Source organism: Shewanella sp. ALD9, assembly GCF_002836315.1.
In the GTDB taxonomy this organism is placed as follows: domain Bacteria; phylum Pseudomonadota; class Gammaproteobacteria; order Enterobacterales; family Shewanellaceae; genus Shewanella.
The window spans coordinates 196,169-220,246 of record NZ_PJCD01000002.1 but is presented as its reverse complement, the minus strand read 5'-3'; the positions used below and the strand labels follow the sequence as shown (position 1 = coordinate 220,246).

Here is a 24,078-nt window from a genome sequence, read left to right as displayed (position 1 = left end):
GGAATAAATCAAACTAATTTCTGTTGGTATCTATCTTAGCGATGTTTTTGTCGTATGTGTTAGCTTTGTCGCTTGTGCTTAAAGTGGGTGATTATTGTCATTGTTTGTATTTAAATAAGAAGCGAGGTATCGATGGCAGTGAATTGTTGCGCTTGATCGGTTAATGATTTTGCAGTGAGGCGTTCAACACTTAATACATGGGTGTAGCATGTGGTCGTTTGGTTGATTTTTTTGAGTAATAAATCGAAATCACCATCACCAGACAGTAAAATAACCTCATCTACCGTGGGCGCTATCTCTAGCATGTCGATGGTAATCCCAACATCCCAATCTCCCTTGGCAGAACCATCACTGCGCTGGATATAAGGTTTGGTTTTAACCGTAAAACCAATATGTTTTAGTGCATCTTGAAATTTAACCTGACCGTCATCGGCTGGTGCTATAGCGTAAGCTATTGCGTGGCTAATAGTGCCCTGTGCCGACAAATGTTTGTATAAAGCTCGGTAATTGAATGAACGGCCAAAACCTTGCTTACAGGTGTAATAAATATTTTGCACATCTACAAATACGGCAAGCGTTGTCATTATTACACCTGTGAAGATTAAGGCTGTTGCGCTTTTTGAGCGGCAATGGCGTCATTAAGTTGTGCTTCAACAAACCCTGGAGAGTGAGTTGACGAAGAAATAAGTCGGTACATTGCGGGTATCACCAATAGGGTGACAACGGTCGCAAATGCCATGCCGAAGAATATCACAGTTCCTACCGCAATACGGCTTTCACTCCCCGCGCCGGTTGATACGATTAATGGAATGGCACCAATAAGGGTGGTAAAGGCTGTCATTAAAATGGGTCTTAAGCGACGAGCCGATGCGTCAATAATGGCATTGTCGAGCGATAAGCCTCTGTCGCGTAGCTGATTAGCAAACTCAACGATTAAAATACCATTTTTAGTTACCATACCAATTAACATGATCATGCCAATTTGGCTGTAAATATTCATCCCTTGATGAGTGAGCACTAAGCCAATAAAGCCACCAAAAATCCCCATGGGAACGGTAAACATCACCACTGCAGGGTTGATAAAACTTTCAAATTGAGCCGCCAATACCAGATAAGCAATCAGCAGTGCTAAAGCAAATACAATGAGCACCCCAGCTTGGTTCTCTTTAAAGTCTTTTGACTCACCCGTGTAGGCAATTGAAATATCGTTTGGCAGTAATGTTATTGCGCGTTGTTCTAAAAAGTCGAGGGCTTCGCCAAGGGTATAACCTTCGCCTAAATTTGCCTTGATGGTGATCGATTTTTGCTTATTGGTATGACTTAATCGTTGCGGCGAGGCAACTTCTTCAACTTTAGTGACGGTATCAAGGGTGATTAATTCGCCTTTGCTGCTTCTAAAGTAAATCTTACTGAGGTCTGTGACGCTGTTAAAGCTGTTTTCATCACCGCGAAGGTACACATCATATTCTTCGCCACGTTCAACAAAGGTTGTTTCACTGCGGCCGCCCAACATGATTTCTAAGGTTGTCGCTATTTCTGCAACGCTAATGCCTAACTCTGCAGCTCGTTGCTTGTCTACCGTCACAACAAGTTCTGGTGTGGTCTCTGCGTAATCTAAATCAGCCCCGTCCAGCATAGGGCTTGCATCGGCTTCTTGTTGCAGTACTTGAGCCCATTTAAATAACTCAGCATAGTCAGAGCCGCCCAGTACAAATTGAACCGGTTCACTTGATTGGCCTCTAAATCCTGGCAACATTGGCCGTACCATGACATCTGGAATGTCTTTTAACGTTTGGCTGATTAACGCTAACGCTTGTTTAATATCGGTATCACGATCTTGCCAGTCTTCTAACTGGATAATCGCAAATCCGGTTTGATCTCCCGCTCGACCGCCAAATGCTGGCGCTTCAACGCTAAATGATTTCACTACTCCTTGACCCAATAGTGGCATTAATCGGTTTTCAACGATGTCCATATTGGCAACCATGCGATTATAACTGGTGCCTTCGGCGCCTTTAATAAACGCAAATAATACCCCGCGGTCTTCTTGTGGTGAGAGTTGAGAAGGGACTTGTTGCAAGAGTAAATAGCTACCACCGATGCAGGCGATAATAATGAATGGTGCTGCCATGCGCCAGTGCAATGCCCATTTGACCATACTACGATACCGTTGCTCTAAACGATTAAAGCCATTATCGATCGCAATGTTAAAACGATTTTTCTTCACATTGGCTTTTAATAGTTTACTGCTCATCACTGGGGTAAGGGTAAGGGCGATAAGGGATGAAAACAGCACCGACATTGCCAGCATCACGGAGAACTCAGTAAACAATAACCCGACCATGCCATCCATAAATGAAATAGGTAAAAATACCATCACCAGTACTAGGGTAGTTGATATCACAGCAAAACCGACTTCGCGAGTCCCTTTGTAGGCCGCAAGTATCGGTTTTTCACCTTGTTCAATATGGTGGAAGATATTCTCAACCACAACGATGGCGTCATCAACCACTAGACCAATGGCTAGAATAAGCGCCATTAGGGTTAATAAGTTAATGGAGTAACCTAAGCTGTATGCCGCCATAAATGCGGCAATTAATGATACTGGTACTGTGACTGCAGGAATGAGTGTTGCCCGTACTTGACCGATAAAAATGTACAGCACAAGAATAACCAATACCCCAGTAATGAATAGGGTGTTGTAAACCTCATTAATCGAGCGCGCAATAAACACATTGGCATCATAATCGACAACCAACTGCGTTCCTTTTGGCAGAAAACTCTGCACTTTGTCGACTTCTTGTTGTACTTGCAATGATATATCTAATGGGTTGGCATCAGATTGCGGCACTATGCCTAGGCTTAGGTTAACGATGCCGTTACTTTTAAAGGTCGAGTTTTCATTTTCTGCCCCAATGAACACGCTAGCGACATCTTTAAGATAAATAGGTGTGCCATCGTCAGCAGTGTGGACAACTAAATAGTTGAAGTCTTCTGGGCTGTAATATAGCCGTTTTGTTCTGACTGACATGACGGTGGTGTCGTTACGGACTTCGCCACCGGGTGTTTCAAGATTTTCGGTATTTAACGCACTAATAATGTCGTTGGTAGTTACATTTCTACCGGCCATTAATTGCGGTTTTAGTTGTACATACATGACTTTGTATAAGCCACCAGAAATATTGACTGAGCTCACCCCAGTAATTAAGCTAAATCTGTCCTCTAATACCCGCTGGGCGTAATCAGTGAGTTGAGTACGATCCATATTTTCAGAGCTTAAGTTGACGTAAATCGACGGCTCACCAGTACCATTATCTTTAGATACAATCGGATCATCAGCTTCATCGGGTAAGCGACGTTGTGCTTTGGCAACGGCATCTCGTACGTCACTGACGCCTTCGGTTAAGTCCCAACCTAGTTCAAACTCGATTGAAATACGTGACATGCCATTTCGAGTGGTTGAGGTGATTTCATCAATACCGCTGATGCCAGTTAATTCATCTTCAAGGCTCTTAGTGATTTTACTTTCCATAATAGTGGCAGATGCACCGCTATAAGTGGTCATGACGGTCACTACCGGATTTTGTACGTCGGGCATTTCTCTAACCGACAGTTTAGAGAACGACACTAAGCCAAAAACACACAGTAATAAACTTAATACAATCGCAACTACAGGGCGCTTTACCGCCGTATCACTTAGCCACATTATTGTTGCTCCTGTTTAACAGGGCTTGTTTGAACTTGCTTAGCTAAGTCTTTTACTTTGACACCATCACGCATATTTACCAGCCCTTGAACGACGATGTGGTCGCCGATGTTAATGCCAGATTCCAGTAACACTTGGTCGTCAATTCTGGCGCCTAACATCACTTCGGTGCGTGTGGCGATATTGTCCTGGTTGATTACGTAGACATAACGTTTGGTACCAGAATATTCAAGTGCTTGTACCGGAACAATAGGGGAAGACACGCTTGGAAATACCAGTGTCGCTGACATCATCATACCGGGCTTTAATTGACCCTTTTGATTATCAAACTGACTACGAATATTGAGATTGAGTGTTTGTGAATTGACGCGTGGATCAATAGCGATAATCTTGCCAGTAAAAATGGTTTTATTCCATGCTCTGCTGGAAGCGTTTACCGACATTCCTGTACTTAACAAAGAGAGATAATGCTCCGGCACTTGTAAATCGAGCTGTAACACGGATAAATCATCAAGTGATAATAGTGACTCATTGATACTGACCATCTTGCCGCGGCTGAAGTTAACCAAACCAGTGTTTCCGGAAAATGGCGCGGCTAGAGTATGGTAATCCAGATCTGTTTTGGCTGATTCAAGGCGAGCGAAAGCAATATCAACACTGGACTTTTGAGCTTCTATTTCTGTTTGAGTGATGGCGTTAACGTGAATCAACTTGTTAAACTCATTAAGCTTACGCACTTCATCTTGATAATAGGCTTGCGCTTCGGTCACGCTGGCTTTTGCTTTGCGGTTATCAAGTGTCAGTAGTGCTTGGCCTTTATTGACGTATTGATTAGATGTGACGGCTATGCTGTCTATTTTTCCTGCGACTTGCGGCGCTATCATTACCGAGTGAGTTGCCGCCAGTTTTCCTATTAAGGTAATTGATTGCGAAAGCTCATGTTGTTCAACGGTGGCGGTGACGACAGGAACCACTTTTTCAGCGCGAGGAGGTGTGGGCGCGGCAATACCATTGGAAATAAACCCAACATATCCCATCATCAATACGGTAGTCGAAAAAAGACATTGGCTAAGTTTTTTGATCATTTAAGTACACATCTCTATAAGCAATAATTGATGATGTCGTTACAAGACGACATTGGCTAACGACTAGCCCGTGATTGATGCAAGCTTATTGTAATTATATTTGCTTAACCAAGCGTAAAGTAATGTAAATCTTTTAATTTTCTTTGTAACAAGGCGCATATCAATAGTGGGTTTTGATGATGCTATAGCAACAAAAAAGCCATATCCGAAGATATGGCTTTGATTTATGTCAGCCAGGCTGAACAAATAGTTATGTTAAAACACTGGTTGAAACATTACTTCTCGATAGGCTCGTTAGTAAATTCAATGTTTTGCTTTTTATTGACAGGTGTAACACCCATAAAGTATTCATAACCTTTATCGGATGATTTCTTTTTGGCATCATCATCACTTAACTTAATACTGGTTTGGTCTGAAAACAAGGTGTATTTAGCCTTAGTTTTTTGGACTACAGGCTGCGGTTTAGCTGATGGTTTAAGAATGCCTTTTGGGACTTCTGCTGTCACTGCTTTAGCTTGGTTGCTGGCTGTATTAGACGCAGCAACATTGGCAAATTTATAATTAAATACGCCATTGCCTTCAACATTTTCGACGCTTGATTTATCTTGATTTTGGTAAGACGCTAAAATGCCGTGTTTCCCTAAAGGGATCTCGTGAAAAAGTTTTTTACCCGTGCCTACTTTGGTGCCATTGATATACCAATCTGCTGGTACGTTACTGATTAAGGTAACCATCGCCGACTTAAGGCCTAATTCTTCATTTAACATTGAGTCAATTTTATCGTTATAAGAAGGCTTAAAGTTCATCGCCACTTTATAATGCAAATCGCCTCTCATATTCATATTGGCGTCGATAACTTCATATGACAATAAAACACTTTTGTCATTTAAAAACGGCGACTCATTACGAGTATTGGATAAAATGCTGCTTTTAGACTCTTTCAAACAATCTGCGATAGTTTGATATTTTGAACACTCAGTCGAACCATTAATATTGACTGGCAGTGTGCTGCTTGATTTAGATAAATCTGCAATTAAACGATTAGTAATATCAGTTTTGAGTTTAAATAGTTGCTGACTTTTAGCGGCACGTTTTTTATTTATCGCCTCATATTCAGTTAATATTTCAACCTTTTCAGTTTCAAGGCGTTTACTGTCTTCTTCTGCCTTTAGGGTTAATTCATCGACTAAATTGACAGACTCTTCAATTTGTATATAGGTTTCTGGAAGCCCTGTTTTAGCCCGAATAACCTTAGGTAATTCTGTAATAAGCTCATCGTAGCGCTGCTGTTCTGAAACAATTGTTTTTTTCAGACCTTCAACGTCATAGGCTTTTTTATTAAGCTGTGAGAATTTGTCATTAACAGTGATTAGCAGAGAATCGATATCGTATTGATTTTCAATTTTATTGAGAGTCTGCTTTTCTGATGTGGTAATGACTTCGAGTGCCGCAAATGAGTTGCTTGCGTATAAGCACAATAAAGCAAGGCTAATTGAACCGTATCTCACTGATATCTCCATTAAATTTCTCTACAAGCTGGAACCATCGACACTCTGTATTGCGCTGAGTGTAATCAGCAAAGAGTAAAATAATCCGTTAATAATTTATAATACTGAAGTTATTTTGGCTTTACAAACAGATTGTGGTGCATTGCTCACAATAAATTGACAAATTTTTGACACTTGTCGAGATTTCGATCGTTAGTTTTGTAATAATCTTTTAAATAATGGCTAATATAATAAAGCAGAGCGCTGAGGCTCTGCTTTATTATTCAACACTTTATTGCAGACGAATTATTTATTTAAACGCTTGTATTTTAATCGATGCGGTTCTACTACATCGGTGCCTAAGGTGGCTTTTAACCAAGTTGAGTACTCAGTATAGTTACCTTCATAGAAGCTCACTTTACCTTCATCACGGTAATCCAAAATATGGGTCGCAATACGGTCAAGGAACCAACGGTCATGGGAAATAACCATTGCACAACCAGGGAACTCTAATAACGCTTCCTCTAACGCTCGTAAAGTTTCAACGTCCAAGTCGTTGGTGGGTTCGTCGAGTAATAATACGTTGCCACCGGCTTGTAATAACTTAGCTAAGTGAACTCGGTTGCGCTCACCACCCGATAATGAACCAATTATTTTCTGCTGATCGCCACCACGGAAGTTAAAGCGGCCTACGTAAGCACGGCTAGAAATTTCAGTGTTGTTGATGCGCATAATATCTTGGCCGCCTGAAATTTCTTGCCACACGGTGTTTTTGTCATTCATCGAATCACGGAACTGATCAACCGACGCAATTTGAACCGAATCACCGACAGAAATAGAGCCACTGTCTGGTTGTTCCTCGCCTGAGATCATTTTGAATAAGGTTGACTTACCCGCACCGTTAGCACCAATAATGCCGACGATAGCGCCCTTAGGAACCGTGAATGTCAAATCATCAATCAGTATGCGGTCACCATATGACTTGGTTAAATTAGTCACTTCAATGACTTTGTCGCCTAAACGAGGCCCTGGTGGAATAAACAGTTCATTGGTCTCGTTACGCTTTTGGTAATCGTTGGTGTTCAATTCTTCAAAGCGAGCCATACGGGCTTTACCTTTTGATTGACGACCTTTAGCACCTTGGCGTACCCACTCTAATTCTTTAGCAATGGTTTTTTGGCGGGCGCTTTCTGTGGACGATTCTTGGGACAAGCGCGCATCTTTTTGTTCAAGCCAAGATGAATAGTTACCTTCCCATGGAATACCTTCACCGCGGTCAAGTTCTAAAATCCAGCCAGCAGCATTATCTAAGAAGTAACGATCGTGGGTAATCGCCACCACAGTGCCGTTATATTCTTGTAAAAAGTGCTCTAACCACGCCACTGACTCTGCATCCAAATGGTTGGTTGGTTCGTCGAGTAATAGCATTTCCGGTTTTTCAAGCAATAAGCGACAAATGGCCACTCGGCGTCGTTCACCACCAGAGAGTACGGCAATTTTCTCATCCCAATCGGGCAGACGTAATGCGTTAGCTGCACGTTCAAGAATATGATCAAGATTATGCGCATCTTGAGATTGGATGATGGCTTCTAATTCGCCTTGCTCTTTTGCAAGTGCGTCGAAGTCTGCATCGGGCTCAGCATAAGCAGAATAGACCTCGTCTAAGCGTATTAGTGCATTTTTAGCTTCGCTTAGGGCTTCTTCGACGGCTTCGCGCACAGTTTGTTGTTCGTTTAAGCGCGGCTCCTGCGGTAAGTAGCCAATCTTTAACCCAGGCATTGGGCGTGCTTCACCTTCAATTTCGGTATCTATTCCCGCCATGATGCGCAGCAATGTTGATTTACCCGAACCGTTTAACCCGAGCACACCAATCTTAGCGCCAGGAAAGAAGCTTAACGAAATGTCTTTTAATATTTGCTTTTTGGGTGGGACAATTTTACCCACACGAAGCATGCTGTATACAAATTGAGCCATAATTATACTGTCTAATTGTCAACAAAGATGGTGATAATTCTACTGTATTATGTGCTGAACTCAACAGGCAATTGTGTGATTTTATCTAGCGTGCTTTTTAGACTCAATTCGCTAAACAATCTGCTAGCTTGGTGTTATCAACATGAATCGTTTTGTATTCAGAACACAGTGAATTTCATGTTGTTTGTACTGTAAATCATTATCGTTGCAGAGTAGAATACCGCGCAACCCTACTATATAGATAATGATGTTGGAGCTACCATGTTGAAGAAAGCGATGAATATTGCGGATTATGATCCAGAATTATTTAAAGCCATTGAAGATGAAACTTGTCGTCAAGAAGAACACATTGAATTGATTGCATCTGAAAACTATACCAGTCCACGTGTGATGGAAGCGCAAGGTTCTCAGTTAACTAACAAGTATGCTGAAGGTTATCCAGGCAAGCGTTATTATGGTGGGTGCGAATACGTTGATGTTGTTGAAACATTGGCTATTGAACGCGCAAAAGAATTATTTGGTGCAACTTATGCCAACGTACAGCCTCATTCAGGCTCACAAGCAAACAGCGCAGTGTTTATGGCGTTGTTACAACCGGGTGATACTGTTTTAGGGATGAACCTTGCTCATGGTGGTCATTTGACCCATGGTTCACCAGTGAATTTTTCAGGCAAGCTTTACAACATCATTCCTTACGGTATCGATGAAGCTGGCAAAATTGATTATGACGAAATGGAGCGTTTAGCCATTGAGCATAAGCCTAAGATGATGATCGGCGGGTTCTCTGCATTTTCAGGCATAGTCGATTGGGCTAAAATGCGTGAGATTGCTGATAAAGTTGGTGCTTATTTGCTTGTTGATATGGCTCACGTTGCTGGCTTAGTGGCTGCAGATGTTTATCCAACGCCAGTCCCACATGCACATGTGGTCACCTCAACAACTCATAAAACATTAGCGGGTCCACGTGGCGGGATTATTATTTCTGCTGCCGATGATGAAGTGTTGTATAAAAAGTTGAACTCAGCGGTATTCCCTGGTGGCCAAGGTGGCCCTTTAATGCATGTAATCGCAGGTAAAGCGGTTGCATTTAAAGAGGCATTAGAGCCAGAGTTTAAAGTATATCAACAGCAAGTGGTTAAAAACGCTAAAGCTATGGTTGAAGTATTTTTAGCTCGCGGTTACAAAATTGTTTCTGGCGGTACAGAAAACCATTTAATGTTGGTTGATTTAATTGGTCGTGATTTAACCGGTAAAGAAGCAGATGCTGCATTGGGCAATGCCAACATTACCGTCAACAAAAACTCAGTACCTGATGATCCACGTTCACCGTTTGTCACCTCTGGTGTTCGTATTGGAACGCCAGCAATTACTCGTCGTGGTTTTAAAGAAGCAGAAGCGAAAGAATTGACCGGTTGGATTTGTGACATTCTTGATGATGCATCTAACGCCGAAGTGGCTGAACGAGTGAAAGGTCAAGTGTTGGCATTATGTGCCCGATTCCCTGTATACGGTTAATCGTCACTTGATGCCTGTTGAAAAGGTTTAGGTTAACCTTGCTCAACAAATAGGATAAACTTTAATGGCCGCTAATTGTTAGCGGCCATTTTGTTTTTTTCTGCAGGAGGTTCAATGCATTGCCCTTTTTGTAGCGCGACCGATACCAAAGTTATAGATTCTCGATTAGTGGCTGATGGTCACCAAGTACGTCGCCGCCGGGAATGTACCGAATGTCATGAACGTTTCACCACGTTTGAAGGCGCAGAATTAGTCATGCCTCGCGTCATCAAACGTGACGGCACTCGACAACCATTCGATGAAGAAAAATTGCGTGGCGGCATGCTACGTGCGGTCGAAAAACGCCCGGTCTCAATTGATGAAATTGAACAAGCATTGACTAAAATCAAATCAACACTGCGCGCGACAGGTGAGCGTGAGGTGAATTCTGAAATGATTGGTAATCTGATGATGGAACAGTTGATGAGCCTTGATAAAGTGGCATATATCCGCTTTGCATCGGTTTATCGCGCATTTGAAGATGTATCCCAATTTGGTGAAGCCATTGCTAAATTGCAAAAGTAATGCTGCTTAATAATATCTGTTTTAATGGTTTTAATGGCATTTAAGCAATAAGAGATTATCTCCCATGTCTAACTGGTCCACCTTTGACACCCAAATGATGAGCCGTGCCATCGCGCTTGCCGAGAAAGGCCGTTATACCACTCGGCCAAATCCTTGTGTTGGTTGTGTCATTGTTTATCAGAATAAGATTATTGGTGAGGGTTATCATCAACGTGCTGGCCAAGGACATGCCGAAGTTAATGCGCTGAAAATGGTGCATGATAATGGCTTGTCTGCTGAAGGTGCCACGGCGTATGTCACTCTTGAACCTTGCAGTCATTATGGCCGCACACCACCTTGTGCTTTAGGCTTAATTAATGCCAAAGTTGCCAGAGTTGTGGTATCGGTGACCGATGCAAATCCACAAGTGTCTGGTCGCGGTATAACCCTGTTACGTGAGGCTGGTATTAACGTTGATGTTGGATTGCTCAGCGAACAAGCCTATGACCTTAATCTGGGTTTTATGAAGCGGATGAAAACAGGACTTCCTTGGATAACGGTAAAGATAGCAGCCAGTTTAGATGGTAAAACGGCTCTGTCTAATGGCGTGTCGAAGTGGATTACTGGCAGTGCAGCAAGAGCTGATGTGCAAAAATACCGCGCTAGCCATTGTGCATTAATCACTGGTGTTGAAACCATTCTTGTCGATGACCCAAGCCTTAATGTGCGCTATGAGGCGTTAGGTGAGTTAACCACTCGCCATACAAAAGATGAAATCTTCCAACCTCTAAGGGTTGTGCTCGACAGTCGCGCAAGATTAACAGCAACACAGCAATTATTTTCAATTCAAAGTCCTATTTTACTGGTTTCTGGCTGTAATTATCCCGAAAGCACCAAAGCTGCATTTCCAGATCACGTATCATTTCTTCAGTTAACGTGTGACTCGTCAGGCAGAATCCCATTGTTAGCTTTGCTAACATATTTAGGTCAGCATACTAATTCTGTTTTAGTTGAAGCCGGTGCTACCTTAGCCGGAGCATTTGTCGCCCAAGGGCTCGTTGATGATATTGTGCTTTACCAGGCGCCTAAACTATTAGGTAGCCACGGACGTAATATGTTGCAGTTACCTAATTACAGTACAATGGAGCAAACGCCGGCACTGCAATTAATTGATGAACGCAACGTTGGACAAGATAAGCGTTATATCCTCAGATATAATCAACCCTATTAATGTGCGTGTTGTTCAGTCCAAAACCTGAACAACAGCAAAGTTTAACTGCAAAAAGTGAGTATTATGTTTACTGGAATAATCGAAGCCCTTGGCACATTACGTAAAATTGATCGCAAAGGTAACGATATCCGCTTAACAGTTGCCAGCGGTAAGCTGGATTTAACGGATGTAAAGCTAGGTGACAGTATAGCAACCAATGGCGTGTGTTTGACCGTTGTTGAGCGTTTAGGTGATGGTTACGTTGCTGATATATCAGCTGAAACCGTTGACTTAACTGGCTTTAGTCGTTATCAGGTCGGTCAAAAGGTTAATCTTGAGAAAGCGGTTACGGCAACCACTCGATTAGGTGGACACATGGTAAGTGGACACGTCGACGGCATTGCAAAAGTTGAGCAATGCGCTTACAGAGGTAAATCACTAGAGTTTTGGTTATCAGTACCGGCCCAATTAAGTCGCTATATTGCTCACAAAGGCTCGATAACCATCGATGGTGTGAGCCTGACTGTTAATGAAGTTGATGGTGCTCGTTTTAGATTAACGATTGTACCTCACACTGCAGGTGAAACCACGCTGGTGGATTTAAAAGTAGGTGATAGTGTCAATATCGAAGTCGATTTAATCGCGCGTTATTTAGAACGTTTAATGCAACCGGAAACTAACCATGTGCAGCCTTCATCGGGCGTGACCATGGAGTTACTCGCTAAATCAGGTTTTTTACGTTAATCGCGACAGTAAAATACCATTTGTACCCTATACATAATATGCAATACCAATAGATTTAATGCCTAAGGTTTAAATCAAACACTTACTAAATAAAGGTCTGACAATGGCGCTACATAGCATAGAAGAAATCATTGAAGATATTCGTCAAGGTAAGATGGTTATCTTGATGGATGATGAAGACAGAGAGAATGAAGGTGATTTGATTATGGCCGCTGATAAAGTGACGCCAGCAGCAATCAATTTCATGGCAACCTATGGCCGTGGATTAATTTGCCAAACAATGACCAAAGAGCGTTGTCAGCAGCTTAATTTGCCTTTAATGGTTACCAATAATAATGCCCAGTTCTCGACTAATTTTACCGTATCAATTGAAGCGGCGACCGGAGTCACAACAGGTATTTCTGCTCATGACCGTGCAGTGACCGTACAAGCTGCCGTTGCCAAAGACGCCAAAGCCTCTGATTTAGTGCAACCTGGACATATTTTTCCGTTGATGGCACAAGAGGGCGGAGTATTAACCCGCGCTGGCCACACTGAAGCGGGTTGCGATTTAGCGCGCTTAGCTGGCTGTGAACCTTCAGGTGTCATTGTTGAGATTTTAAACGAAGATGGCACCATGGCGCGCTGTCCAGACTTAGAAATATTCAGTGAAAAACATGGGATTAAAATCGGTACTATTGCCGATTTAATCGAATACCGTAACACTAATGAAACTACCGTTGTACGTGAAGCTCAGTGTAAATTACCCACTCGTTTTGGTGAATTTACTATGGTGACGTTTAGAGACACTATCGATAATCAATTACACTACGCCTTGGTTAAAGATGAAGTAAAACCGAATTGTTTGGTGCGTGTGCATTTGCAAAACACCTTTAATGATTTGCTGCATTCTGAACGTGATCAAAAGCGCAGTTGGCCATTAGAAAAAGCCATGGAGCGGATTGCTTCCGAAGGTGGCGTTTTAGTACTACTGGGTAATGATGAACATACAAGTAATTTATTGGCCAAAGTAAAAGCCTTTGAAGCTGAAGATAATGGTCAATCTCCTGCGCCAGCAATGTGGCAAGGAACATCTCGTCGTGTTGGCGTAGGCTCTCAAATTCTGTCGAGTTTAGGTGTCAGCACTATGCGTTTACTCAGTTCGCCAAAACGTTATCATTCACTGTCTGGTTTTGGTTTAGAAGTGACTGATTATATAGCTGAATAATTTTGGCTTATGGTAAATTTAACAAATTCATTAATTGCATAGCGCTCAGGGCTTTTGGCTGTGATATCATAACGCCTCTTTTTGCCCCGAGCCGGGTGCTTTAGCTAATTTAGGTAAGATAGAATGAACGTAGTTCAAGGTAATATCGAAGCGAAAAATGCCAAAGTGGCGATCGTAATATCGCGATTCAATAGCTTTTTAGTTGAAAGTCTGCTTGATGGTGCAATAGACACATTAAAGCGTTTCGGCCAGGTCAGTGACGACAACATTACTGTTGTTCGCGTACCTGGTGCAGTTGAATTACCGCTTGCAGCAAAACGTGTTGCAGCAAGTGGAAAGTTTGACGGTATCATTGCATTAGGTGCTGTCATTCGTGGCGGTACACCTCATTTTGAATTTGTTGCTGGTGAATGTAACAAAGGTCTTGCACAAGTTGCATTAGAGTATGATCTTCCTGTTTCATTCGGTGTATTAACTACTGATACCATTGAGCAAGCTATTGAGCGCTCGGGTACTAAAGCAGGCAATAAAGGTGGCGAAGCAGCCCTTAGTTTGCTTGAAATGGTTAATGTACTGCAACAACTAGAACAACAGCTGTAATAGTAGGAAAAGTATGAAACCTTCAGAGCGCCGTAAGGCCCGCCGTTTAGCCGTTCAAGCCATTTATTCATGGCAGTTAAGTAAAAACAAAGTTGCTGACGTAGAACATGAGTTTTTAACTGAACAGAACACTGACGGTGTTGATGTCGCTTATTTTCGTGAGTTGTTAACTGGTGTAGCATCAAAAACATCGCAAATTGATGAGCTGTTAAAGCCGCATCTTGATCGTAATTTTGAAGAAGTGTCACCAGTAGAAAAAGCCATTGTGCGTCTGGCAACTTATGAGTTGACCTTCCGTAAAGATGTGCCGTTTAAAGTGGCGATTAACGAAGGTATCGAGTTAGCGAAAGCGTTTGGTGCTGAAGATAGTCACAAATTTGTCAACGGCTTGCTTGATAAGTTAGTGAAGCATAAGTAACACCAGAACGGTATCTTCGGATACCGTTTTCATTTGTTATTAATTGTTTCAAAATTGAGGTGGACGGTTTACCGTACCAGACTGAATGTGAAAGAATTCCAACTCATTGAACATTACTTCCGCAATAAAGGCCTAAAAAGGCGCGATGTAGAGTTAAGCATCGGCGATGACTGTGCGTTAGTGAATCCTGCCGACAATAAATCGATAGCGATTTCTTGTGATACCCTCGTTGAAAATGTCCACTTTTTAGCAAGCATTCCTGCTCATGCTTTAGGTTATAAATCGTTAGCGGTTAACCTTTCTGACCTCGCCGCCATGGGAGCAGAACCAGCCTGGTTTACCTTAGCACTGACGCTCCCCAATGTTGACCAGCCTTGGTTAGCACATTTTAGTGAAGGCCTGTTCGAGATTGCAGAATATTATGGTATTGCCTTAATTGGTGGTGATACTACCCGTGGACCTCGCAGTATCAGTATTACGATTAATGGCCAAGTTCCTAAAGGTACTGCATTAACTCGTGATGGTGCAAAAATTGGTGATTGGGTCTATGTCACCGGCACTTTAGGTGACTCAGCTTTAGGTCTTGATATCCTCAGAGGCGTTAAAACGGTTAACACTGAAGATAAAGAATATCTGATTAATCGTCATTATTATCCAACGCCTCGTGTTTTAGCTGGCCAAGCTCTGCGTACACTTGCCACCAGTGCTATCGATTTATCTGATGGCTTAATGTCTGATATTGGACATATATTAACGGCATCGAAAGTGGGCGCCATCATCGATGTGAATCTAATTCCGTTATCAAACTCAATTAAAGCCAATCTTAGTCATGAAGATGCATTAAGCTATGCACTCACGGGTGGTGAAGACTACGAGTTATTGTTTACGGTTCCAGAATCACAACGCGGCGCAATTGATACCGCGTTAATTCATGCTGGTGTCAAATTTGTAAAAATTGGTCAAATCTGTGCAGGTGATAAATTAAAACTAGTCGAAAATGGGTTGGAATTTAACCCGATTTCACGTGGCTTTGTGCATTTTTAATTGAAGTACTATGAGATTATTAACCCAAGATAAATTCGTAAAAAAGCTGTCTTTAGCCCATCCAATTCACTTTTTGGCATTAGGCTTTGGCAGCGGTAAAGCGGCAAAAGCACCGGGTACCTTTGGTACCTTAGCCGCGGTGCCCATAGTGTTGCTCATGCAACAGTTAAGCTTAACCAATTACCTGATCATTACCTGTATTTGCATGCTCGCTGGCTTTTATATTTGTGGCAAAGCAGCTAAAGATATGGGCGTACATGATCATGGTGCTATTGTGTGGGATGAAGTGGTTGGGTTGATGATCACCATGATTGCAGCGCCTTTAGGTTTTATGTGGTTAGCACTTGGTTTTGTACTATTTCGCTTTTTTGATATCGTCAAACCATGGCCTATTCGCTGGCTTGATGCCAAAGTGCATGGCGGTTTTGGGATAATGATTGATGATGTATTGGCGGGAATCTTTTCGTTAATAGGTGTGCAACTAGCGGTGTATTATCTATAACTGATTATCTATAACTGATTATCTATAACTGATTATCTATAACTGATTATCAATACCTGATTATAAGTAACTGATCATAATTAACGATTAGCAAAGAATTATAAATGCACTTATAAATCATACCTAATACATAAAAAGAGCACATTTGTGCTCTTTTTTGTCGATAATACTCATACTAAATCAGTTGCAGCTACTTACTAGGATGATTTTGCGGTAAGTAGATTGGTCCGCAATTGCTCTAACTCTGTATTCATATTGGTTAAACGTTGTTTGTAATCTGTTCCATAAACAGTGCAATTAAATAGTTTACCAATCGGATTGTAGCGTAACATCCATAATTGCTGAAAATAATTGTCGTTAGCACAATAATTTGGTTCTTTGAGCGTGTGCATCGAGGTCGTTGAAACTGGTTCCTTTACTAAGCTGACAATATACTCAGCCATGAGATTGTCACTGTCTGTTGGCTTAAGCAACGCATAGGCTAACCATTTCTCATAAAAAGCCACGCTATCAGACTGCACTTCAATTAACATTTGTTCTGTAACGTTATGGGCAAAAAGCCATTCTCCAGAAAATATCCGTTCAAAATCACTATCAGTTAATTCGAAAGATGTTTGCCAAGCTGTGACTTTGGTTGCAACAGCTGCATCAGTGGTTTTAGCTAAGGTGCTAGCTAAATTAAGCTGATATTTGATCATGTTAACGGCAATCATATGATTGAGTGTTGTGCGAGATGAGTGATAAACCATATTCCAAAAATGTGCATCTTTGTTTAAAAATGCCACTGTAGCTTGTTGGTCAAGTTTGTTGTCAGATGTATCTACACTTATTATCGCAGCAAGCTGACGAACATCTCTTAACTTAAAAAGCAGACCCCAATGAGCTTGATTGTTTGGGGTTAAAGACTGTGGTTCTTCTTGCCAATAAGGCATATCTAATAATGTATTATATTGTTGTATATTGGCATTATGAGCGCCAATGACATTTCTAATACTATCGCTATTATCGCTAATAAATTGACTGCATATTATCAAATCCGTTTGATAACAAGCCGTTTTAAAGTTGTCAGTTAACTCAACTTCTTGCTCGCTGAAGCTGATTAATGGTTTTTTATCATTTGTTTTATCGTCTCCTATTGTGCCTACGATAGTAATTGCATACTCATAGCCATTTTCGCTAGGGTCGATAGGTTGCTGTTTTAGCCAGTTTTCAACTAAAAGAGTGTTAGGTGACTTTGTTCTGTCTGTTGCATTAATGGCCACTAAACAGACAACGGTAAATACCAGTAAGCTACATATTAGCCCGACAAAAATACCCAAGCCCTTTATTACTTTCATCATTATGATTTATCCGTAAATCTATTTTAACTTTACGTTAACATATTGATTTGCTTTTTATAAGTGCATAACGATTATTGCAACAACTCACGGGCATTCGCCAAGGTATTTTCGGTAATGACATCACCACCTAATAAGCGCGCAAGTTCATTCACCCGTTGATCTTTATCCAACGTCTGCATGGTCGTTTCGGTGTTGCCACCTTTATTAAATTTATTCACAAACATATGTTGATGACCATTACCTGCAACTTGCGGCAAATGGGTGACACACAATACTTGAGTTGATTCGCCAAGGCTGCGTAACATACGACCGACTACCGATGCTGTTGGTCCAGAAATACCCACATCAACTTCATCAAATATCAGTGTCGGAGTGGCGACTTTTTTAGCCGTGATCACTTGAATCCCTAATCCAATACGCGATAACTCACCGCCAGAGGCAACTTTAGAAATCGGTTGTAATGGTTGCCCAGGGTTTGTGGTCACCATAAATTCAATGCTATCGCAGCCATTAACTGAAATGTTGTCCGGATTATGATTAATCTGAATGGTAAATTTACCCTTAGGCATATTAAGCTCATGGATAGACTGGGTGACTAGCTTGTCCAATTCTTTAGCATAACGGCTACGACTTTGACTCAGTTTTTGTGCATTGGTTAAGTAGGCATTTCTGGTGGCTTCAAGTTGTTGTCTTATACCATCTAATTTAGTTTCGTCGTCAGCAAGTTCGGCTAATTCACTCATCAATGCTTGATGATGTAGCGCCAGCTTATCAGCACTCACATGATGTTTGCGCGCCAATTGCATTGCCGTTGAAAGACGTTTTTCTAAATAGGCAAAATGTTCTGGATCAAGCTCTAAACTGCTTAAATAACTTTCAATTTCGCTAGCGCTTTCTTGTACTTGAATTAACGCATCGCTGATCATAGTGCTGATAGGCGCAAGGGATTCATCATAGCCTTGAAGCGTATCAGCAATACTGGCCACTTTATTAAGCAGAGATTCTATATTGCCTTCATCACTTTCGGTCAATAAATGCAAACCTGCTTGGCAACGTTCAATTAAATCTGTGCCATTGGCTAAGCGTTTGTGTTCTTGTTCTATTTCATCAAATTCTTCCAAGCCTAAGTTGAACTCATTAAGCTCTTCTACTTGATATTGCAGTAGCTGTTGACGCGAAATACGTTCGTGCTGTGCTTGTTCAAGATGCTTTAGCTCGTTTTCCACTTGTTTGCAGCGTTGATAGCTAGCGCTAACGCTATCGAGCAGTATTTTGTGGTTGGCATAGTGGTCGAGTAGGTTTAATTGATGCTCGCTTTTAAGCATTGCGTGATGAGCATGCTGGCCGTGAATACCAATCAATAGGTGACCGATGGCTTTTAATTGCGTCACGGGCACAGGATTACCATTAATGTAGGCTCTTGAGCGGCCATCACTGTTAATAGTTCGACGTAATATGCACTCATCTTCAGCATCAAGATCGCTATCTTCAAGCCAGCGTTTGGCTAAAGGTACATCATGAAGGGTAAACCTTGCACTCACTTCGGCTTTGGAGGCTCCAGGCCTGACAGTGTTGGCATCACTTCGATTACCAAGGCATAACCCAAGCGCATCGATAGCAATCGATTTGCCTGCACCTGTTTCGCCGGTGATGCTTGTCATACCGGCTTTAAAGTCGAGCTCTAAAAAACGCACGATAGCAAAATTGTTGATGCTGAGTTGGCAAAGCATAATAAATTCCTGTCAATGAAACCACCAAACCACTGTATTGATAAACAGTATATACTGATTTTATATACAGTAAAGTGGTTGAGGAATAATTATCGCTGACTATTTTATCATCTAGATTTGATTGTTCATTAAGCAATGGATTTTAAAAGTGTTTCTATTATCGGCAAACTGATAAAAGTGATTAATGTGCCATATAAAATACCTTGGGCGCTGACATTGGCGTTAATTTGGTAGCGGTCGGCCAAAAGGTACACACTTGCTGCTGTCGGTAACGCTGCCAAAATGACTCCCATGGTCAGTAATTCCTTTTCTACGCCGAACAGTTTGAGTAAACCAAAGGCAATTAAAGGTTGAATAATTAGCTTGAGTAAATTGATTAAGTTCAGTTCCGCAATCAAACCAACACTGAACATTTTTGTGCCAGATTGATGTCGTAATGCTTTGGCAAGTACCATTCCTATAGCAAACAGTGCACATGGGCTAGAGGTATTTCCCACCTGATGTAGCATTAAGGCCAAACTATCCGGTAAGGTAATATGCAGTGCTGATAAACCGATGCCAATAACACTGCCAACCACGATTGGGTTTTTATACAGGGCATTAGCCATGATGACGATGGCATGGTCGGTTGATTGTTTATCACGGCTGGCTAGCTCAATTGATACTAAAGCAAAAGCAAACATGAACACCGACAACAAGCTGGCAATCGCTGCAGCGACTAATGCCATTTTATGACCTGGGAATAATAAACTCAGCAATGGAATGCCAATAAATGCGGTATTACCAAACGTAGCATTTAATGCGCGCATGGCGGCAACTGCTTGTTTTTTAGGTGTGCGAATTAGTGATACAACAATCACTAAAGCGTAAGTGATGATCATCGCCAGACTAAACCCACCGATAAAACCCCATTGAATAATGTCTTCAATGCGCGTTTCAGCTAGCACAATCAGTAATATAGCGGGGAAAGCAATGTAATAAACAAACTGATTGAGGATCAAATCGGTGTCTGCTGGCAACAGACGCATTTTTTGAACAATACTGCCGAGCAGCATAATAATAAATACAGCGATTAGCGGGGTAAGAATACTGGACATCCCTCGCAATTCCTTAGCAAAATGATAATAAGGTCACTTTACTGCTTTTCGATAGGCGGATGCAATTAGGCTAAAGTTAAACGAGTGATTATTTGTCAGATTTTAAGGCTAAATTTGCTTTTGATATTTTCGGTGGAGGTAATATTCCAAGTTCAGAAAAAAAATGCACTTGCCGCCTTAACTCAAATAACGAACCCACTCGTACTTGATTGCCAATCACTAGCGTCCAGTTATCAGTTTTACCATTGGTGTTACTGAAAGTGAAACCTTGATAAAAAATTCTTCTCATGGCGCGACACCTAATAAAAAGCCTGAATAATTTCAGGCTAAATGACGTTTATTGGCAGTAACCGATCCGTGCTACAAGTTTTTGCTACAGGCTAATACCAATATTAGACACACCGGCTTCGATAATATCTTTACGTAAACCTTTAACCAGTTCGCTGGTTATGTCTGGATTAGCTTCGACAATGTCGAGTAACATGCCTTGTAATTCTTTTTCTTGTTCCATTACTGGGTGAGAAAAAACAAACTCATCGAGTTCTTCATCCATTAATGATTCATCGCTAATAGCTTCAATATAATTGGCGACAGTACTTGATGATAACTTACTGATGTTAGTAATATCTTCTTCAATTTTTCCATCTATCGCACCCATTAAGGTGGCAATGGCTACAGCCGCATCCATGGCGGGATAAGCACCATAGGCTTCAAACTCGCTAGGATCAGGGGTGTTTTCATCGAGGCGCTGTAAATGCACATCAATATTGAACTTAAGCTTTTTGTCATATTGGCTTTGCCATAATAACTCTAGCGCAGTACTTAATACCTGCGGTTGGCCAAATTCACATACTTCAGAAAATAATTGATAGTTTGGGAGCATTCTTTGACACAGTGCGAGTGCAAAAAGTTGCTTCTGAGGTAACGACAATGCCTTTAGGCGTTTAAAAAAACCGGTTTTACTGGTCATTGGGAACATCCACTGATAGCTGGTTTATCACTTGATTTGCAGCTGATTCTACCTTAGTTAACTCATCAAGTAACTCTAGTATTTCAGGTTCTAGGTCATCGATGTCAATTTTATGCTTTAATGCTGACTCAATATCCCGGCAGAGCTTTTGTGTTGTCGGTACACCGCAATAACATGTTGCACCATGCAGTTTATGCACTGCCTGCAACAGTGTCTCAGCATCTCTGGCTATTAATGCTTTATCGATAGTTGCGGTTGTTTCAGGTAATGAATTAACTAACATCTTTAACATGTCTAAGGCTAAATCGGTTTTCTGGTTTGCTTGGGTTAAACATAAATCCCAATTGAGAACATGGGTGTCGAAATGAGTAAATTGAGGTTTAATTATCCAGCGGCTGATAACGCTTTTTAGTGATAATTCATCAATCGGTTTAGGTAGGAAACCATCCATACCGCTAGCTAAAATATTCTCACGCTCTTCTGCTATAGCATGTGCCGTTACTGCAATAATCGGCGTATTACGGTTGAGTGATTCTGATCGTATTTTCTGGGTTGCGGTTATGCCATCGGTTCCTGGCATTTGAATATCCATGAAGATTAGGTCAAATGCTTGTTTTTTAGCTTGTTGAATCGCATCGGCGCCATTATTAACGGTCACCACATTGTCGACTAGTTCTTTGAGCAAAGTATCAATTAACTTAAGATTGGCCATGTTGTCGTCAACGGCTAATACTGATGCATTGAGGCGTTGTGTTACATCAAGATTTATTTGCTCAGGTAAACTGACAAAAGTAGAAGGTACTGGTGGATATATTAAATGATGCGCTAGGGTAAAATCGCTCACTGGGGTGCTGAGCAATACATCTGCGTTGACTTTTAGCACATTGATTATCATGTCTTGATCTAGACAGTCATGTAATAAAATCAGGCAGTCGGTATGTTGTTTGGCTTGCTGTAATAAATGGATAAAAGACGCATTGTCGGCAAAACCATGGCAGCTCATGATGATGTAATCAAATTTGCTGTTTTTAGTTTGTAACACGGAGGTGAGATTTTCTGGATTGGCCACATTAGTGATAATTAATTGCCACGACACTAAGCGGCGATTTAATGTGTCGCGGGTTAATTCCCGTGGTTCATATAATAAGACTGATTTATGTTGCAATGCATCAACCGGCAACACTTCGCCAATTTCAAATTGACTGATCCCAAGCGGCAGAATAAACCAGAAATTTGAGCCTTTATTAGGGGCCGAGGTAAAGCCTATCTGGCCACCCATTTGGTTGATTAAGCGTTTAGTAATCACTAAGCCCAATCCTGTGCCACCAAAGCGGCGTGAAATGGATGAGTCGGCTTGACCAAATGCTTGGAATAAATATTCTTGCTGACTCTCATCAATACCAATACCGGTGTCAATAACTTCGCAGCGCAGGGTAATGTTATCTTCGTCCTGACCCACTAAGTGTATTTTGAGTATGACACTGCCTTTGTCGGTAAATTTAATAGCATTACCAACTAAGTTAGTAATAATCTGGCTGACTCTCATCGCGTCGCCACTGACACTTTCTGGCACATTAGCATCAATGTCGATAACCAGTTCTAGGCCTTTCTCTTGTGCACTACCGGCTATAATAGTCAGGGTTTCAGTTAGCGTTTCTCGCAGTGCAAAAGGCATTTTTTCTAATATCATTTTACCGGCTTCCAGTTTAGAGAAGTCGAGAATATCGTTAATAATACCCAGTAGGTTACTGGCGCTGCGTTCAATGGTTTTTATGTAGTCGAGCTGGCTAGTATGCAGAGGTGTTTTTAATAACTGTCTTGCAAATCCTATGACACCATTGAGTGGTGTACGTAACTCGTGCGACATGTTGGCTAAGAATTCTGATTTTATCCGACTCGCTTCAAGCGCGCGTTTTTTGGCAATATCGAGCTCAACGTTTTGAATTTCAATCTGCTCGAGGGTTTCGCGTAAATCAGAGGTTGCTTGATCAATATTTTGCTGCATTTCATCGTGATATTCTGACAATGAACTTGCCATTGCGTTGATCCCTCGTTTGAGTAGATCCAGTTCCCCAATCAAGTTGCCTTCTAGGCGAGTGTCGAGTTTACCTTCACGAATTTTGGCTACCACTCGCACCATTTCGGTAATGGGGTAGTTCACGTGTTTGACTAAGCGGAAGGTAAAAAATAGGTTAAATTGCACGCCGATTAATACGATAATAAACGCCGCTATAGCCGCTCGATGTTGTTCGAGCAAGGCGTTCTCTTTATTTAGTAATACTGATATGTAGCCTAATATTCGCTCTTGTTGATTATTGTAAATTGGCGCAACGACACCATTGGTAGAGGCATTATTATCGATGTCGCTGTTACTTTGACGATTTATACTGGCAACATGTTTTTGTTCTAACCCAGTATGGGATATTATTGGCACACGAATGACTAAGGTATCGCCAATCGTTTCATGTTCTGTACCGATTAAGTTTGCCAGCGTTTGTTTGTAACGCATCGTTTCAAAATCTTTGTGGTAGTGCGAAGTGACAAAGAGTTGGTTTTCGGCATCAAAAACAGCAATAGATAAGATTAGCGATGCATTGTTTATCTGTGAGGCGGCGAGTAAAAGTTTAGTTGATTCACGGTCTTGAGTGATAATACCAAATTCACTGGCAATGGCTAATGGCTCAACAATGTTGCTGCCCTTTTCAATTAAGGTTTGTTCCAATTCATAAAAGCGGTTTATCGTGAAATAACTTCCAAGTAGAATACCCACTACAATAGTGGGCGCTAACGCAAGTACCAGAACCCAAGAGCGTAGGCTGTATTTGGTCATATTGTTGGCACTTTTCATGGCTGTTAGGTATATCCCTGTTACTAAATCGCTGTTATTCCGTCTAGACTGCCAGATA

General features: G+C 41.5%; 20 protein-coding genes. 9 read left to right on the top strand and 11 right to left on the bottom strand.

Annotated features, from left to right (window positions below; genetic code table 11):
• Nucleotides 1-110: 110 nt before the first annotated feature.
• The 5 genes from CXF88_RS04470 to ettA all read right to left on the bottom strand — a co-directional run bounded on the left by CXF88_RS04470 (nt 111) and on the right by ettA (nt 8,252).
• Nucleotides 111-584: an NYN domain-containing protein gene (locus CXF88_RS04470; protein WP_101085683.1), complete on the bottom strand. Its 474-nt coding sequence runs from the start codon at nt 582-584 to the stop codon at nt 111-113.
• 17 nt (nt 585-601) lie between these two features.
• The gene (locus tag CXF88_RS04465) at nt 602-3,706 is read right to left on the bottom strand and encodes a multidrug efflux RND transporter permease subunit (RefSeq protein WP_101085681.1); all 3,105 of its coding nucleotides are present in this window, start codon (nt 3,704-3,706) and stop codon (nt 602-604) included.
• The gene (locus tag CXF88_RS04460) at nt 3,706-4,743 is read right to left on the bottom strand and encodes an efflux RND transporter periplasmic adaptor subunit (protein WP_242445118.1); all 1,038 of its coding nucleotides are present in this window, start codon (nt 4,741-4,743) and stop codon (nt 3,706-3,708) included. Before CXF88_RS04460 ends, CXF88_RS04465 begins: the two co-directional genes overlap by 1 nt.
• A gap of 323 nt (nt 4,744-5,066) precedes the next feature.
• On the bottom strand, nt 5,067-6,299 hold the full coding sequence (locus tag CXF88_RS04455; RefSeq protein WP_101085677.1) for a hypothetical protein: 1,233 nt from the start codon (nt 6,297-6,299) through the stop codon (nt 5,067-5,069).
• A gap of 285 nt (nt 6,300-6,584) precedes the next feature.
• Nucleotides 6,585-8,252, bottom strand: a complete 1,668-nt coding sequence (gene ettA, locus CXF88_RS04450; protein WP_101085675.1) for an energy-dependent translational throttle protein EttA — start codon at nt 8,250-8,252, stop codon at nt 6,585-6,587.
• Between the two features lie 261 nt (nt 8,253-8,513).
• On the opposite strand from ettA, the gene glyA reads away from it, so the two are divergent.
• From glyA to CXF88_RS04405, 9 genes are all read left to right on the top strand, one after another.
• Nucleotides 8,514-9,767, top strand: coding sequence for a serine hydroxymethyltransferase (glyA, locus tag CXF88_RS04445; protein WP_101085673.1), 1,254 nt, complete (start codon nt 8,514-8,516; stop codon nt 9,765-9,767).
• A gap of 114 nt (nt 9,768-9,881) precedes the next feature.
• A complete protein-coding gene (gene nrdR / locus CXF88_RS04440; protein ID WP_011636508.1) occupies nt 9,882-10,331 on the top strand; it encodes a transcriptional regulator NrdR in 450 nt (149 codons plus the stop codon).
• Between the two features lie 64 nt (nt 10,332-10,395).
• Nucleotides 10,396-11,541, top strand: coding sequence for a bifunctional diaminohydroxyphosphoribosylaminopyrimidine deaminase/5-amino-6-(5-phosphoribosylamino)uracil reductase RibD (gene ribD, locus CXF88_RS04435; RefSeq protein ID WP_101085671.1), 1,146 nt, complete (start codon nt 10,396-10,398; stop codon nt 11,539-11,541).
• Between the two features lie 63 nt (nt 11,542-11,604).
• Complete coding sequence (locus CXF88_RS04430) at nt 11,605-12,264, top strand: riboflavin synthase (RefSeq protein ID WP_101085669.1); 660 nt, start codon at nt 11,605-11,607, stop codon at nt 12,262-12,264.
• A 103-nt stretch (nt 12,265-12,367) separates the two neighbouring features.
• Nucleotides 12,368-13,471, top strand: coding sequence for a bifunctional 3,4-dihydroxy-2-butanone-4-phosphate synthase/GTP cyclohydrolase II (gene ribBA, locus CXF88_RS04425; RefSeq protein ID WP_101085667.1), 1,104 nt, complete (start codon nt 12,368-12,370; stop codon nt 13,469-13,471).
• Between the two features lie 123 nt (nt 13,472-13,594).
• Nucleotides 13,595-14,071, top strand: a complete 477-nt coding sequence (gene ribE, locus CXF88_RS04420; RefSeq protein WP_011636512.1) for a 6,7-dimethyl-8-ribityllumazine synthase — start codon at nt 13,595-13,597, stop codon at nt 14,069-14,071.
• A 13-nt stretch (nt 14,072-14,084) separates the two neighbouring features.
• Entirely contained in the window at nt 14,085-14,489 is a 405-nt protein-coding gene (gene nusB, locus CXF88_RS04415) for a transcription antitermination factor NusB (RefSeq protein WP_101085664.1), read from the top strand.
• An 87-nt stretch (nt 14,490-14,576) separates the two neighbouring features.
• Nucleotides 14,577-15,533 carry a thiamine-phosphate kinase gene (gene thiL, locus CXF88_RS04410; RefSeq protein ID WP_101085660.1) on the top strand — a complete coding sequence of 319 codons (957 nt, stop codon included), beginning with the start codon at nt 14,577-14,579 and terminating at the stop codon, nt 15,531-15,533.
• 10 nt (nt 15,534-15,543) lie between these two features.
• A complete protein-coding gene (locus CXF88_RS04405; protein ID WP_101085658.1) occupies nt 15,544-16,035 on the top strand; it encodes a phosphatidylglycerophosphatase A in 492 nt (163 codons plus the stop codon).
• 197 nt (nt 16,036-16,232) lie between these two features.
• On the opposite strand, the gene CXF88_RS04400 is transcribed toward CXF88_RS04405, so the two are convergent.
• From CXF88_RS04400 to barA, 6 genes are all read right to left on the bottom strand, one after another.
• The gene (locus tag CXF88_RS04400) at nt 16,233-17,375 is read right to left on the bottom strand and encodes a hypothetical protein (RefSeq protein ID WP_101085655.1); all 1,143 of its coding nucleotides are present in this window, start codon (nt 17,373-17,375) and stop codon (nt 16,233-16,235) included.
• 71 nt (nt 17,376-17,446) lie between these two features.
• The gene (recN, locus tag CXF88_RS04395; protein WP_101085653.1) at nt 17,447-19,105 is read right to left on the bottom strand and encodes a DNA repair protein RecN; all 1,659 of its coding nucleotides are present in this window, start codon (nt 19,103-19,105) and stop codon (nt 17,447-17,449) included.
• A 128-nt stretch (nt 19,106-19,233) separates the two neighbouring features.
• Nucleotides 19,234-20,202, bottom strand: a complete 969-nt coding sequence (locus CXF88_RS04390) for an AEC family transporter (protein ID WP_101085650.1) — start codon at nt 20,200-20,202, stop codon at nt 19,234-19,236.
• 88 nt (nt 20,203-20,290) lie between these two features.
• Nucleotides 20,291-20,491 carry a DUF3319 domain-containing protein gene (locus CXF88_RS04385; RefSeq protein WP_101085648.1) on the bottom strand — a complete coding sequence of 67 codons (201 nt, stop codon included), beginning with the start codon at nt 20,489-20,491 and terminating at the stop codon, nt 20,291-20,293.
• A gap of 84 nt (nt 20,492-20,575) precedes the next feature.
• Nucleotides 20,576-21,172: a YjaG family protein gene (locus CXF88_RS04380; protein WP_101085646.1), complete on the bottom strand. Its 597-nt coding sequence runs from the start codon at nt 21,170-21,172 to the stop codon at nt 20,576-20,578.
• Nucleotides 21,162-24,020 carry a two-component sensor histidine kinase BarA gene (gene barA, locus CXF88_RS04375; RefSeq protein ID WP_101085644.1) on the bottom strand — a complete coding sequence of 953 codons (2,859 nt, stop codon included), beginning with the start codon at nt 24,018-24,020 and terminating at the stop codon, nt 21,162-21,164. Before barA ends, CXF88_RS04380 begins: the two co-directional genes overlap by 11 nt.
• Nucleotides 24,021-24,078: the final 58 nt, after the last annotated feature.